This is a genomic window from Trichocoleus sp. FACHB-40, from assembly GCF_014695915.1.
In the GTDB taxonomy this organism is placed as follows: domain Bacteria; phylum Cyanobacteriota; class Cyanobacteriia; order Cyanobacteriales; family FACHB-T130; genus Funiculus; species Funiculus sociatus.
This window is the reverse complement of sequence record NZ_JACJPF010000024.1, coordinates 63,048-76,321: the sequence shown is the minus strand read 5'-3', so window position 1 is coordinate 76,321 and position 13,274 is coordinate 63,048. Positions and strand designations below refer to the sequence as shown.

Here is a 13,274-nt window from a genome sequence, read left to right as displayed (position 1 = left end):
ATGCAAACAGATAGCGGATTAGTGCTAATCAAACGATATTTTGATTTAGTTGAGGCAAAGCGCGAAAGGGAAAGGCCTTTAAGGCTTTTATCTATTAGCCACTATCACGTACAAACCAGATTACTTTACAGGTCTGATAAAGATGTTTGGGGCTTGCATCTTAGCCATTACGCCCTACAAGAACTCGTTAATCATGCCCTTAAAGCAGAGGAAGAAAAGGAGGTATTAAATGGCTAAAAGACGACCATGCCCTTTATCTCTAGATTGCTCGTCAATGGGGGCTTTAAGAGGGAAAGCTTGTGTTAATTGGGATACCTGCAATTGGTGGGTTAAACCCTGGCCCTTGCCCTACGAATTTAGATTACTTAATTTTGAGGGATTATCCTATCTATCTGTGAAATGGGCGGATTCATTCCACCGGCCAATGTGGGAAGCAGCGGGGTGGGCTAGTTCAGAACCATTGCCTTACGTTTATTTCAAGACATCGGATGGATGTCGGGTTCTGTACGTTACCCGATCCAGAGGAGACTGGATAATTCCCAAACGACTTGGAAATAAATATCTGCTTTGGGCTGCCGCTCAATCAATGAATTACACAGAGTTTTACGAGTTTGAGCCAGACACTTGTGAGGAGTGGCTGTACAAAGATTTCTATTACAACGTTGAACAAATTCACTAAGTTTGGAGGGTCGGCAATGAAGGTTGAATCTAACGCAGGATGGCTTCGAGTTAGATTCACTTACCAAGGCAAACGGCATTGCCTCTCGCTAGGGCTAAAAGAAAGCAAATCTAACCGCATTAAAGCAGATCGGGTACTTTTGCAAATTGAAGCTGATATTCAGGATGGGAATTTTGATTCCTCACTTTCTAGATACAAGCCTCACCCTTCCTTGAAAAAGCCACTAGCTCAATTAAACTGTGCAGAATTGTTTACAGATTGGCTGGAATATAAATCTAGATTCTGCGATGCCAGAACGATTAAATGGTATAAACCGACGAAAAAGATACTAGAGTATTTTGGCGATACCCCCGCTGGTAGTATCACCAAAAATCAATCCATCCAATTTGCAGGATGGCTCAAACCACAAGCCGGATCAGAAACCCAGCGGCGTAAATTAGAGGCAATTAAGGCTTGCTGGGATTGGGCAATTGACAATGGATATGTAACCGAGAATCCCTGGACTGAAGTAGCTAAGTTAATTAAGCCACCAGCGCAAGAAAGCCCTACCCCTTTTAGCAGTAATGAGGTTGAGCTTATATTTGAGGGTTTTAGAAACCTGTATCCTCAGCTCCTCCCTTTCGTCCGGTTTCTCTTTGCAACAGGTTGTCGAACCGGAGAGGCTAGAGGGCTGCGTTGGAGCGATCTGAATGAAAAATGCGATCGGGCTGCAATCACATCACAGCTAACCAGGGAGGGAAAGAGAAAACCGCCTAAAAATAGGAAAACCAGAACCCTCTGGCTACCAGAGTCTTTATCCGAAATGTTGACATCCCTGAAGCTTCAAAGCGCTAGTGAGCTTGTTTTTACTTGGAACGGCAAGCCCATTGACGAACACGGTTTTTATAAAAGATGGTCTTTAGTCTTAAGAGATCAAAATATTCCCCACCGGAAGCCCTATAGCACCCGCCACACTTTCATTAGTCATGCCCTAGAGCGGGGCATCAGCCCAATGCTTATCGCGCAACAGACGGGACATAACCCTAAAGTTTTATTTGAACATTACGCGGGACACTTGCAGAGCAGCCCTAAGCTACCAGAGATGTTTTAGCCCCGCGTACCAATTTTGTGTACCAATCTATGTACGACAGCCAGACAATGAATCCTAAGCGCCTAAAATTGGTACATAGAATTGTATTTTTCTTGTAAAACTAATGGAGGTTAGCGGACTCGAACCGCTGACATCCTGCTTGCAAAGCAGGCGCTCTACCAACTGAGCTAAACCCCCGAAATTTCAGTAGGAACTAAACCCACTTTTGTTATATTAGCTCATATCTTTGGATGAGTAAAGGGGGTAAAGGAAAAAATATCTAGACGCAAGCCATCGTAAAGCTTCCTTTGTTAGGTTAGATGGGAAACTAGAGGAAAATATTTCTACTCCTTCGGGTGGAGGGGGAAAATGAGCCAAGTTGTTGTAACTTTCTATAAATTCGTCAAGTTGCCGGACTTTGCCGAGAAGCGATATCCCTTGTTATTGCACTGCGAAGCACAGGGTATTAGAGGGACGATATTGCTTGCAGCAGAAGGCATTAACGGGACGATTGCAGGATCGCGTCAGGCAATTGACTCGGTGCTATCGTTTTTACGTTCAGATCCCCGTCTGGTTGACTTAGAGCATAAAGAGTCTTATGCCGATTCTCCACCATTTGACAGGATGAAGGTGCGGTTGAAGAAAGAAATTGTCACCTTGGGATTGCCTCAAATTGATCCAAGCGATCGCGTCGGCACCTATGTCAGTCCGAAGAAGTGGAACGAACTGATTTCAGATCCAGAAGTAACGATTATAGACACCCGCAACGATTATGAGGTGTCGATTGGTACTTTTCAAGGAGCGCAAAATCCCAAAACTGCCTCATTCCGCCAATTTCCCGACTATGTTCGCAGCGACCTCGATCCCAGCAAACATAAAAAAGTTGCTTTATTCTGCACTGGCGGCATTCGCTGCGAAAAAGCGACATCATTCATGATGGCTAAAGGCTTCCAAGAGGTGTATCACCTCAAAGGCGGTATTCTCAAGTATTTAGAGGAAGTTCCCCCAGAAGAAAGTCTGTGGCAAGGGGAATGTTTTGTCTTCGATCAACGTGTTGCTTTACGTGAGGGTTTGGAGATAGGAACTCATGAAATGTGCCAAAGTTGCGGGCATCCTATCTCGGAAGCCGATAAAACTTCACCTCATTATCAAGAGAATGTTTCTTGTCCCTACTGTTGCGATCGCCCAGTTTGACACAAGAGCGGTATTCAACAGCACCCCAATTTCCAAATCGACGAGGAAGTCAGATGTACGACTTGACGAGATTCACTTTAAGGGACATGGTGGAATGCGGGTTGGCTCTACGCCAGTTCGGCTTGGGGGCTGAAAGTATGGAAGAGGCGAGTAACAGAATTGTTAGGTATTTTTACGAAAATTTCTGTACTAAGCCAACTGGTGAGAAATCTTGCGCCCTCGTCCGTTTGTTCAAAACTCACCCTTATGAAGACTTAGAAGCCGAACTTGCCGAATATGCCCGTAGTATGTTGGGCGACTATCCCCCTTTGCCTGCCATGAAGTGCATGACTGCACTGGCAACGGTAGGAGAACAAACGGAATGGAACTCAAGACACACATCCGTTGGACACAAAGCTATTCCACTGGCAAGCGAATCTGTAGTTGAAAAGATGCCGATGATCTCACAACTCATCAGACAGCTTGGCTTAGATATAAAAACAGTTATCAACCCTGACCCGAATCTTTTAGTAGAAATCGAGCAGAGGAAATACAACGTTTTCTATGTGCCTGAAGCGATTGGCAACCCCTATATTCCCGCCCAGGACTCCTTTGTGATTCCATTCGGAATCAAGGCTGTGTTGGGGTTTGGTGGTCTATTACCTTCGGGCAATCTGTTTGCAATCATCATGTTCTTGAAAGTCCAGATTCCTCACAGCACAGCTCAAATGTTCAGCACTCTGGCGCTGAACGTAAAGACAGCACTGCTGCCTTTCGATCGAGGAGCTGTCTTCGCTCAAAAAGATGAATCTGCTACGCCCTGTGGGCAAATATTCACAAGAAACACTGAGCGGGAGATAGCGCAGCTTAAATCCCAGGTAGCGACTTTGACGCAGTTGCTTGATGTTTTTGAGAAATCGATCTTGGTACAATCCGATCGACTCGAACAAGCCATAGAGGAACTGGCGGACTCCGGGCAAAAGTCAGAACAGTTATTGCTCAATATTTTGCCAGAGGCAATCGCTAAGCAGCTCAAACAAAATCCAGGTGCGATCGCTGAACAATTCAACGAGGTGACAATTATGTTTGCCGATCTTGTTGGGTTTACGCCCCTATCGGCTCGCTTAAAACCGATTGAGCTGGTTAATTTACTTAATCAGATTTTTTGCACCTTCGACGCACTGGCTCAACAGTTGGGATTAGAAAAAATCAAGACGATTGGCGATGCCTACATGGTAGCCGCTGGGCTACCAATTCCCAGAGCCGATCATGCCGAAGCGATCGCAGATATGGCACTGGCAATGCAAGCTGCGATCGAGCGCTTGCGAACTGAAGGAGGTGTGAACGTTCAAATCCGCATTGGCATTAATACAGGCATTGTCATCGCTGGAGTCATTGGCACGAAGAAATTTATCTATGACTTGTGGGGAGATGCCGTCAATATTGCTTCGCGCATGGAGTCTTCCGGCCAAGCAGGAAGCATTCAGGTGACGGAAGCCACCTATGAGCGACTCAAGGATAAGTATGTGTTCCAGAAACGAGGCGCTATCAAGGTCAAAGGGAAGGGAGAAATGGTGACATATTGGCTCGTTGGCTCCTTTGCAAGTACAAGGATTGGGGCTTAGTGAGAGCAAAGGTTATTGCCCGTAAGAGTGGGAGAGTTACTTTATTCTGCATTGGCGGTATTCGCTAGGAACTCACCAAATGTGTCCCAGTTGCGGGTATCCCATCTCGGAAGCTGAAAAAACTTCCCCTCATTATCAAGAAGACATTTCCTGTCCCTATTGTTGCGATCGCCTCACGCCAGAGAAACCAGTACGATAGGAAGCAACAACATTACTGCTGAGATTAACTGCTAGAGCCTACGCTACTTGCAGCAGAATTTCTCTTTGCTTCATAGAAGCGGCTGGCAACATATCCTAGAGAGTAAATCAAACTAGCGTTACTCGACGCTCCAACCACAGCACCGATTACAGGGATGAGTTCCACAAAACTCAGCCCGCCTTTGAGGACTCCAGAACTTCCCACAGACAAACCGAAAATTACCAAGACTTCGCCCCGGCGTGTGGGATCTTTTAGCGGAAATCCGTATGCCGCAGCAATGCGATAAATCATCTCAGATTGCAGTGCTGCGATCGCAGCTAGCTCGATCCCGAACAAAGCAAGCGCTAAAGGAGGCAAAAAGTTAGTAGCTAATCCAATTCCCCCCGCTTTTAGGGCAGTATCGACCATAATTCGGTTAGCCAGTTGCTCAGGTTTTTCTAAAGGATATTCTTGTCGCAGCTTGTCTACCTCATTCTGAGCCTTCTCGACATCAACTTGACCGAGGGCAGTCATTAACACATTAATGCCTGGTACTTTGGCAGCATATTTGATTAACGGATTTTCAGCGATAGGAGTAACGATTCTGCCTACCGTTTCCGTCCCCTGCTCCACGAATTGCACAGCCGCAGGTACCGCCGATTTGCTGACAGCAGTGGTAGTATTTGTAATTTCTTCTGCTGTAACCATTGCTACATTAGAACCCCACTTAGCCGCACAAGCAGCCATTTGAGTTGCTGTAGCGATCGCTTCACTCATTTGGTCTGTGGATGAACCTTGTTTGTTCTTTACTGGCATAGTTTCAGTTAATATTTTTACATCTTTTAATTAACTTACACTCAATAACACCAAGGAATTATCTACCCTCTGATAGTAATTTGATGCTCTGGCTAATGACATAGAGCGATCGCTTTCCTTTAATGCAGAGGAGAAAATGCGATCGCGCGGAAGCGTTGTAGAAGAGGGAAAAGTGCGATCGCATTTATGGTTGCAGAGGAGGGAAGATGCGATCGGTTATGCTCACCTTCCGAAATCCGGCAATATTCGCAGCATCCTTTCCCACGATCGTAAATGAGGCGTCGTCGTGCGGATGGGATATATGTACTGCTCATCCTTGACTCAATTTCTTGAGTTTTAGGTATGCTTTCGCCTTCGCCATCCGAATTAGGTGTTCAAGGTACTGATACTGTTCCCAACTCTGTGCTTCAGCAAGCGTTAGACTTTGGGCGCGGTTCTTCTCTAGCAGGCTACTAATCTCAGCTTGCAGTGCTTCGGAGGGACGCAGGGCAATAATTTCTTCGGGTGTGGGAAGTGTTGCTAAAAATTTCAATATTTCGGCTACACCTGCAAAACCCGTTTGAGAACTTGCGTTCAACTCATGCAGTCCCAATTCCAGGATTTGTGGTAGTTTGTCTCCTAGCGAATTCAGTTGCGATACCAATTCTTCGGGGAGATCGAGCGTAATTTGCATCATTATCTCTCTGAGGCTTTGAGATAACTATAACAACCGTGGGTACTCCCCTTCAGTCGAGAGCTGGATAAAGTGTGATCGCGTTTATCGTTGCACAAGAGGGAAGATGCGATTCCCTGCGGGATAGCTTCGCTTCACGCAGATTCTATTTATGTGAAAAATTTGCTTACAAAATTCAATATTTTAGAAGTTTTAATGAAGTTTGGGTTGCCGTCATTGACGACTTCAGAAATAGTAGCTTTAAATAGAGCTAACTCATGTTGAATGCTACAAGGCTAGAGCGTAATTGCACAGTAGTTCCAGGGAATTTAAGAGGCGATCCCGTCCATTAAATCTGAGCTGCTTTGTACGGAACCTGGTCATGGCTAGTAGTTATCTAGGGAATTTTTGTACTAAGCAAACAGATGTTCAAAATTAACATTCAGGAAATAGAAGCTGTAGCTTCAACGTTTCAAGAAACCGCATCAGAGGTTGTATCCACTACTCAAAGTGCAGTCTCAGAAGCACTCTCAACAACCCAAGAGGCTACAAGTAGTGCAATTCAACAGGTTTCCAACTCAGTCACTTCTATAGCTTCTACACTTCAAGAAACCGCATCAGAGATTGCGTCAGCTACCCAAAATGCAGTATCAGAGGCGGTCTCAACAACCCAAGAAGCTGCGAGTAATGTAATTATTGAAGCTCAAAAGGCTTCTAGCTCAGTCACTGGTGCTGCAACAATTGCTGCACACGAGGCATTCAAAGTTGCTCACAACATTAAATTTGAAAGCTTACCTCGCAATTTGCAACTGAAATTTGCGCGAGCTGGAGTACGCGAAGGCATTCGCAATGTTCAAGAAGCTGCCAAAGTGTATGAGACGATTCCAGCACAAATTCGCGCTCAAGGATATGAAGCGATTCGCGAGTTTTGTAACGATAAAGATTGGAGCCATATAAAAGCGCACGTTAACGGTGGAGGCAAAGAAGCTTCAAATGGCATCTTCGAGAACTTCCGAATCAACCGATCTCGTGGTGGAGTTGATATGACTTCTGAAGAACTTGCAGCAGCACGTAAAGTGCTTGGCGATGCAGCTTTCAAAGCAAGTGTAGAGCAAGTGATTGGAGCTGCTGTTCAAGGTGCTTTGGTAGCAGCGGTTATTGAACTTGTATTCTCAACTTTAGAAAATTCACTGTCCTTTGCTGAAGGAAAAATTACGCAAGAAGAGCTAATTCGTAACGTTGGAGTTGCAACAGCAGAAGCTGGAGTGGCTGGTGGTGTAATTACAGCTATTTTGATGTGCCTCTGTATGCTTTTCCCACCAATTGCTGCTCTACTTGGTTACGCTGCCGTTCCTCTTGCAGTGATTGGTATCGGCTTCATGTGCGTTCGTGCCTGGGAAATCTTCATCCGTGCTGATAAACTTTTTGGAATTACTGAAGAACTGGTAAAATTTACCCAAAACATTGAGGAAACAATTTTAAATTTTGACCCTTTGTGATAAGCGATCGCTCTTTTTCAAATATCAGTTTATACGCGCTCGGCTCCTACCAAAAACTCCCCAACTTTGAATAAACGGTGGGAGCGATCGCGTTTATCATTCCTGAACAGAGAAGCGTGATCGCGCTCTCCGCTGATGTTAGGTATGATAATTCAATGATTCAATGCTTAGAATTATCATCCTCATTGTTTATATCTAAGTTAGGATATTCCTCCTGTTCAACTTCTGGTTTAGCATTCAATTCTGATTTTTTATTTTTTGGTTTCAGTAATCCTAAAATTTCCTGCCCAGAGAGCTGCTGTTGTGCAGCTTGTTCGATAATATTTTTTGGCAGTGGAGACGGTAGTGCAGCTTGTTGGATTTGTTCGATAATATTTTTTGGCAGTGCGGACGGTAGTGCAGCTTGTTGGATTTGTTCGATAATATTTTTTGGCAGTGGAGACGGTAGTACAGCTTGTTGGATTTGTTCGATAATATTTTTTGGCAGTGCGGACGGTAGTACAGCTTGTTGGATTTGTTCGATAATATTTTTTGGCAGTGCGGACGGTAGTACAGCTTGTTGGATTTGTTCGATAATATTTTTTGGCAGTGGAGATGCTTGTATATATTCTCCCAACCCTAGCCCTCTCTTGCAGGCTTCTTGAATATCCTGTTTTGCTTCTATACGCTCTGTCTCAGACAACTCAGGTTTAGCGCCATCAAGTAAAGCAAAAATTTCTTTTTTTTTAGCCTGTAAAGCCTTGATTGCACCAAAACGTATCGGTCGATGGTGCATTACTTTATGACGCTCATTTATTACATAATTGATGGATTTTTTAAGTTTTTCCCATTGTTTTTTATCTTCAAAATACTGAGCAAAAGCATCCCAAAATACATTTTTTTTAGTTTTATTTATAAGTTTAGCTCTGACTTCTTCAAGTGATTCACAATCTAAAAGTAGCTCGGTAAGATCGCTTACAGTTAGTCCTCTGCTTTCTGACCATTCGGATGTTTCAGCAGTGATAAGTTCAATTAATTCATCAAATTGAGTACATTCTAAAGGATCGAGGGGTATACCATCTTCCTGATGCTTCTCATGAATTGGCTGGACTTTACTCTGAAGCTTAGCAGGAGCTGTAGTATGCCACCAATCAAATCCAGAAACTTCTATGAGAGCTTGGCTAACAAATACTCGAAAGCGTTGCTCTATAGCTGATAAGATGGGATATGCTTGCTGTCGTATCTCATCACCTACCTCATCAAGTAAACGCTTGCATTTAAGTTGAGATTCTCCAATAAGTTTCTTATTTATTTTGTCATGACAATCATCAACAATTTCTAGTTTTCCTTTTATTATCAACTTCAAAGACGTGGAGTTAGCTTCTACTGATAAATTGATATCGTTGGGGAGGAATTTTTGAAGTACCTCCTCGGTCTTTTGTTTAAGTTCTTCCAAAGAAACTTGCGAATTATCAAACAAAAGCTTTAAAGTGTATAATTTGTTATCTGTAGACATTCTACTTTAATCTCTCAATCTATTTCTTTAGCCTAGCTGAAAACAGTGGATTCTGCCCACCAAAGTTTTTGGTGAAATCCACAGCAGAATTGAACAGATATATATATAAATCCCCAACCTTATTTAATTAAGGTTGGGCCATCCGATGAATTAGAAGGAGTTAGCGTTAGGGCTTGGTACCGCTAGAGTGAGCATTACAAGTTAATTCTGCTTTAGTTGTAGGAACCGGAAAGGGAAAGACAGCAATAATTGCCCTCACCGTAAAAAGAAAGATTGTCATCGCTCTGAGCGCAAAAATTACGACATTTCTACTCGCTCTTTTTCTGCCTGCTGTGCAATGTTAGCAGTACGCTCGTCAATGGCAGCTCTAATTGATTCCGGTAGAGGTAGTTTGTTGGCGCTGTGAGGACTTTGGAAAGTTTGTTGAGCGTCGGGTTGCTGACAAGCAATCATTGTTTTGACGTGTTCTAATTCGTCATCTCGGATAGCAAAAAACACATCATAAAGATTTTCGATGTGGGGACGACGTTGTTGGGGATCGCGCATAGTTTGAAATTCATCAAATAGATACAGGTCGCCGTTATGGTAGTAATCGATGGCTACTTCTGGGGCTGGCAAAGTTTTAAGTTCCTCGCCATGCTCTTTCAGAAAAGTGTCATAAGTGTGGTAGGCGTGTTCTTCCACCTGTTGCATGAAGTTATAAGCAGACCGGGGAGACACCATATATACCAAGACAATAATCCAGTAGTAAACGAAGGCTCCCGTATGAGCAACAAAGCGATCAATCCAGTATTGATTACCGCCAAGTGACTCGGCAATTAGTAGGTGATGTAATTCGTTCCAAGATTCGGCAAAGTGAACTTTTAGCCAGTCAGCCTTACGCCACCAACCCATAGTTTCATACAGGTGCAGAACTGAGGTGTAGGCGAAGTAGGGAACGCGAGCAACTGTTTCTAAGACAAAAAATCGCGGATATACACGAGTGCGATAAAAAGTGTTCAACAGTGCTTCTAGGAAATTCACGAGGAGTCTGATCATTTTAGTATCCTCTTACTCTTTTCTTTATGGAAATCCTGGGATTTACTATCGCCCTCCCTCTTCAGAAGTAACTAATCCTGAAATGGTACATTTTATACAATAGAGGGCGATAGTAATTAGACTTGCGATCGCACGACACACCATCCCTAAGATTGTAGAGACTAAATTAATAGTATCTCTCTATTTCGGCTGATGCAGATTGAGGGAAAAATGGTGGAAAAAGTACCAGTGCAACAGTCCTAAACAAAAATTAGACAGCAACTAAACGAGACTGAGCCTCTTCACGGGCGGCGACAACTAGAACTAGACAAAGGGCTGCGATCGCTTGTTGCCATTCTTGACGCACTTGGGCATCTTCTACATCGTCAAACAACCCCACTAAGCGAGGAATTGAGGCTTCCAAAGCTGGACGCGGAACTGGACGATGCAGTTCCACCAAGCGCGTCAGACTTTCCTCCTGTTTAAGAAAATTAACAACCCATTTGGTAGTATGGTCAGGGCTATCTGGAACGCGCTTTAGTCCTAATTCGTTTTTCAGCCAATTATAAAAGGGTGGCAATTCATCGGCTAAAACGGCGGCGGCGGTGGGTAAAGTTTGTTGCAGCAACCCAATATTCAAACTATCGAGTTTCTCCTTAAAATTAGGTGTGTTGAGTAACTCCTGCAACCGTAATGAAAGCAGTTTTTCTATTTCGGCTTGGGAGAAATTGAGGTGTTCAGTAAAAGTGTTAAGCATGATTGTCTATTGGTTTGCTACTACAGATATTATGGTGTTTGAGAAGACTTGGCAACTATGAGCTACCTCAGTTTTCATGTGAAGGATTTTCAGAAAGTGTTAGCAAAAACGCTAGATTTTCCTGAGCTTGTAAAGCATGGGGGGCATTAGCAGGCATAAAGACGAATACACCTGCTTGGAGGGGGATTTCTCTTCCTTCCAAAGTTAGAATTCCTCGTCCTTCGATAACCGTAACTGTGGCATTGCGAGTTGAGGTGTGTTCGGCAATCTCAGTTCCGGTTGCTAAACAAAAAAGCGTATGTTGACAGTTGTTGTCTTTTATCAGTACCTTGCTCAAAACTCCGGATTTTGGATACTCAATCTGCTCTCGAAGATTACTAACGAAAGATGTACTGTTTGTTGTTATAGAAGCCATAATTAACTTTCCACCTGATAGTTGATTTGGTTAATGAACAAAGAATGGGGATTGGGGATTGGGGATTGGGAATTGGGGATTGGGAAGAATGTTACCTAGTCCCCAGCCCCTAGTCCCTAGTCCCCGGCTGCGCGCACACAGCGATATATCCCAACTCTTGCTGGTATTGACTGAAAACGCGATGCATTTCCAGAACTCGGCTGCGAATAGCAGGTTTAGTTAACACATTCCACAAAATACGTGCCGTATTTAGCAACCCTTCATCCCGCAACATTTGCCGCAGATTTAGCAATGCCATTGATCCAGTTTGATGCTGCTGTACCTCTAACCCAGCACTGGAAAAAGCAGCTATCCAATTGGTTTCTGATAAAGGTGTGCTATTCATGCGAATTACCTGCGCTAAATCGCGGTGAATTTGTTCTTCGCGATCGCGTGCTAAAAGTTCATGAGAGAGAAATTTTCCTCCCGGCTTCAGGCGGTCGTGGATGGAACGCAGAATTTTAGCCTTCCCTGATGGAGATTGCATCGTCAGAATTGCTTCTGCTAAGACGTAATCAAACTTCTCAGATATTGCATCCAGGCGGAAAATATCGCCCTCAATGACCTCCACCTGACCCACCAAACCCGCCGCCGCAATGTTGGCACGCGCACACGCCACGCTGTCGGGGTTTTTCTCCACACCGACCACTCGCACGCCGTAGCTTTGGGCTAATGCGATCGCGCTGTAGCCAAAACTAGAAGCTAACTCTAGAACTGTCTCACCTGCTTTGAAGTCAGCCCATTGAAACAGTTTCTCTGTGGCAATTCCTCCCCCCGGACGCAACATTTTCTTCCCAGCTGCTGCTAAAACTTGATGCCCCGGAGCCGTTTTAAAATTGAGGGTAGTAGTATTGGTCATATCCTTGACCCTCCCGATTGCTGATATCTCCACTCTGACAGAGGTTCAAGAGTGCGAATATGAGCCAGCTCATATTTATAGTTAGCTTGGCGGTTGAAACCGCAGCTACACAAACAAAACCCGCCTGCGCGGGTTAAAAGAACCTTGATAAGTAGTCAGTCCGCGTTCGCTTTAGCGTTCCCAAAGGGTAGTCCCACTGAGTTTGTTTAGCCGTGACTTCCAGTCGCCAGGGCTTAAGTTGACATTTTGTAGGGGCATTGCCATGCCCCTACAAAATGTCACAATTTTCGATATTTTCTAAGGGTTGTATGAAACCACCCTGAACCAACCCGGTTGGGGAGCAGTTCTTTGAGAATTACTGAATGGGTACTCTAGCACTACCCGAAATTGGCTATCATCGCAGGAGAAAGAGTTTCAGGCACGATGATGAGCGAATTTGCGTTTACAGTTCCAGAAACAGTCACATTTGAGGAAGCGATCGCCCTCACCCAATCAATTCTCGATAGGATGCAAGCGGGTGAATTATCGCCAGACGCGATCGCCGCCGCAATCTCAGAATTAGTGAAAACTAAAAATGGTGCCAGAGGCTTTTTTGTCAACTATCTAACATCAGAAAGCACAATTGCAGACAATCCCAGTCAGGAAGTCGTGCAGGCATTGCAATCAAATCCAGACACAGTTTCCGAATTATTAGTGAAAAATCTGGCAATGTCTGCGACGATGGCAATTACCCATCGTCGCAATGATAATCACCAGATGGCTGAGGGTTCCGATAGAGTGCGATCGCGTACTGCCCGTATCATAGAACTGGTTAAACTTCCCCAAGTGTACCAACAGGCTCAAAGCTTGCTCGAAAGTGCCATCACTGGCGAAGGCGAATACAAACCTTTTTTAGCAAAATGGGGTTATGATGCCGAACAACGGCAAGTTATCTCCGAAGAATTGCAACAAATTTTGAACTAGCTAACAGCTAAGAAATCTTAAACAATTAGCAATTAGCC

General features: G+C 44.2%; 15 protein-coding genes and 1 tRNA gene. 8 read left to right on the top strand and 8 right to left on the bottom strand.

Going from position 1 to position 13,274, the window contains the following annotated elements; all coding sequences use genetic code 11:
- The 3 genes from H6F63_RS01415 to H6F63_RS01405 all read left to right on the top strand — a co-directional run bounded on the left by H6F63_RS01415 (nt 1) and on the right by H6F63_RS01405 (nt 1,769).
- Complete coding sequence (locus H6F63_RS01415) at nt 1–237, top strand: hypothetical protein (RefSeq protein ID WP_190634241.1); 237 nt, start codon at nt 1–3, stop codon at nt 235–237.
- Nucleotides 238–424: 187 nt separating this feature from the next.
- The gene (locus tag H6F63_RS01410) at nt 425–679 is read left to right on the top strand and encodes a hypothetical protein (RefSeq protein ID WP_190634240.1); all 255 of its coding nucleotides are present in this window, start codon (nt 425–427) and stop codon (nt 677–679) included.
- 16 nt (nt 680–695) lie between these two features.
- Complete coding sequence (locus tag H6F63_RS01405) at nt 696–1,769, top strand: site-specific integrase (protein WP_190634237.1); 1,074 nt, start codon at nt 696–698, stop codon at nt 1,767–1,769.
- Between the two features lie 104 nt (nt 1,770–1,873).
- Here H6F63_RS01405 and H6F63_RS01400 read toward each other — a convergent pair.
- Nucleotides 1,874–1,946, bottom strand: a tRNA-Ala gene (locus H6F63_RS01400).
- Nucleotides 1,947–2,117: 171 nt separating this feature from the next.
- Between H6F63_RS01400 and H6F63_RS01395 the strand changes: the two genes are divergently transcribed.
- Nucleotides 2,118–2,942, top strand: a complete 825-nt coding sequence (locus H6F63_RS01395; protein ID WP_190634235.1) for a rhodanese-related sulfurtransferase — start codon at nt 2,118–2,120, stop codon at nt 2,940–2,942.
- Nucleotides 2,912–4,546, top strand: a complete 1,635-nt coding sequence (locus tag H6F63_RS29740) for an adenylate/guanylate cyclase domain-containing protein (RefSeq protein WP_242019458.1) — start codon at nt 2,912–2,914, stop codon at nt 4,544–4,546. The genes H6F63_RS01395 and H6F63_RS29740 overlap by 31 nt, the downstream gene beginning before the upstream one ends.
- A 223-nt stretch (nt 4,547–4,769) precedes the next feature.
- Here H6F63_RS29740 and H6F63_RS01385 read toward each other — a convergent pair whose 3' ends face one another.
- On the bottom strand, nt 4,770–5,540 hold the full coding sequence (locus tag H6F63_RS01385; RefSeq protein ID WP_190634234.1) for an EcsC family protein: 771 nt from the start codon (nt 5,538–5,540) through the stop codon (nt 4,770–4,772).
- A 136-nt stretch (nt 5,541–5,676) separates the two neighbouring features.
- On the opposite strand from H6F63_RS01385, the gene H6F63_RS01380 reads away from it, so the two are divergent.
- Nucleotides 5,677–5,817: a hypothetical protein gene (locus tag H6F63_RS01380; protein WP_190634232.1), complete on the top strand. Its 141-nt coding sequence runs from the start codon at nt 5,677–5,679 to the stop codon at nt 5,815–5,817.
- 33 nt (nt 5,818–5,850) lie between these two features.
- Here the strand turns inward: H6F63_RS01380 and H6F63_RS01375 are convergent, their stop codons facing one another.
- Entirely contained in the window at nt 5,851–6,213 is a 363-nt protein-coding gene (locus H6F63_RS01375) for a hypothetical protein (RefSeq protein ID WP_190634386.1), read from the bottom strand.
- A gap of 404 nt (nt 6,214–6,617) precedes the next feature.
- Here H6F63_RS01375 and H6F63_RS01370 point away from each other — a divergent pair, with 404 nt between their 5' ends.
- Complete coding sequence (locus H6F63_RS01370; protein WP_199297519.1) at nt 6,618–7,691, top strand: hypothetical protein; 1,074 nt, start codon at nt 6,618–6,620, stop codon at nt 7,689–7,691.
- A 160-nt stretch (nt 7,692–7,851) separates the two neighbouring features.
- On the opposite strand, the gene H6F63_RS01365 is transcribed toward H6F63_RS01370, so the two are convergent.
- The 5 genes from H6F63_RS01365 to H6F63_RS01345 form a co-directional block, all read right to left on the bottom strand.
- Nucleotides 7,852–9,186, bottom strand: a complete 1,335-nt coding sequence (locus H6F63_RS01365; RefSeq protein WP_190634229.1) for a hypothetical protein — start codon at nt 9,184–9,186, stop codon at nt 7,852–7,854.
- Between the two features lie 297 nt (nt 9,187–9,483).
- Complete coding sequence (locus tag H6F63_RS01360; RefSeq protein WP_190634227.1) at nt 9,484–10,224, bottom strand: alternative oxidase; 741 nt, start codon at nt 10,222–10,224, stop codon at nt 9,484–9,486.
- 250 nt (nt 10,225–10,474) lie between these two features.
- Complete coding sequence (locus H6F63_RS01355) at nt 10,475–10,960, bottom strand: hypothetical protein (protein WP_190634225.1); 486 nt, start codon at nt 10,958–10,960, stop codon at nt 10,475–10,477.
- Between the two features lie 67 nt (nt 10,961–11,027).
- On the bottom strand, nt 11,028–11,375 hold the full coding sequence (locus H6F63_RS01350; RefSeq protein WP_190634223.1) for a cupin domain-containing protein: 348 nt from the start codon (nt 11,373–11,375) through the stop codon (nt 11,028–11,030).
- A gap of 109 nt (nt 11,376–11,484) precedes the next feature.
- Nucleotides 11,485–12,273, bottom strand: coding sequence for a class I SAM-dependent methyltransferase (locus H6F63_RS01345; RefSeq protein ID WP_190634220.1), 789 nt, complete (start codon nt 12,271–12,273; stop codon nt 11,485–11,487).
- 387 nt (nt 12,274–12,660) lie between these two features.
- Between H6F63_RS01345 and H6F63_RS01340 the strand changes: the two genes are divergently transcribed.
- Nucleotides 12,661–13,236, top strand: coding sequence for a hypothetical protein (locus H6F63_RS01340; protein WP_242019456.1), 576 nt, complete (start codon nt 12,661–12,663; stop codon nt 13,234–13,236).
- The last annotated feature ends 38 nt before the right edge of the window (nt 13,237–13,274 follow it).

Bases quoted from the DNA above. Each gene is read 5' to 3' on its own strand.
- H6F63_RS01415 (WP_190634241.1), top strand. From the start codon at position 1: ATGCAAACAGATAGCGGATTAGTGCTAATCAAACGATATTTTGATTTA.
- H6F63_RS01410 (WP_190634240.1), top strand. From the start codon at position 425: ATGTGGGAAGCAGCGGGGTGGGCTAGTTCAGAACCATTGCCTTACGTT.
- H6F63_RS01405 (WP_190634237.1), top strand. From the start codon at position 696: ATGAAGGTTGAATCTAACGCAGGATGGCTTCGAGTTAGATTCACTTAC.
- H6F63_RS01395 (WP_190634235.1), top strand. From the start codon at position 2,118: ATGAGCCAAGTTGTTGTAACTTTCTATAAATTCGTCAAGTTGCCGGAC.
- H6F63_RS01385 (WP_190634234.1), bottom strand. From the start codon at position 5,540: ATGCCAGTAAAGAACAAACAAGGTTCATCCACAGACCAAATGAGTGAA.
- H6F63_RS01380 (WP_190634232.1), top strand. From the start codon at position 5,677: ATGCGATCGCGCGGAAGCGTTGTAGAAGAGGGAAAAGTGCGATCGCAT.
- H6F63_RS01375 (WP_190634386.1), bottom strand. From the start codon at position 6,213: ATGCAAATTACGCTCGATCTCCCCGAAGAATTGGTATCGCAACTGAAT.
- H6F63_RS01370 (WP_199297519.1), top strand. From the start codon at position 6,618: ATGTTCAAAATTAACATTCAGGAAATAGAAGCTGTAGCTTCAACGTTT.
- H6F63_RS01365 (WP_190634229.1), bottom strand. From the start codon at position 9,186: ATGTCTACAGATAACAAATTATACACTTTAAAGCTTTTGTTTGATAAT.
- H6F63_RS01360 (WP_190634227.1), bottom strand. From the start codon at position 10,224: ATGATCAGACTCCTCGTGAATTTCCTAGAAGCACTGTTGAACACTTTT.
- H6F63_RS01355 (WP_190634225.1), bottom strand. From the start codon at position 10,960: ATGCTTAACACTTTTACTGAACACCTCAATTTCTCCCAAGCCGAAATA.
- H6F63_RS01350 (WP_190634223.1), bottom strand. From the start codon at position 11,375: ATGGCTTCTATAACAACAAACAGTACATCTTTCGTTAGTAATCTTCGA.
- H6F63_RS01345 (WP_190634220.1), bottom strand. From the start codon at position 12,273: ATGACCAATACTACTACCCTCAATTTTAAAACGGCTCCGGGGCATCAA.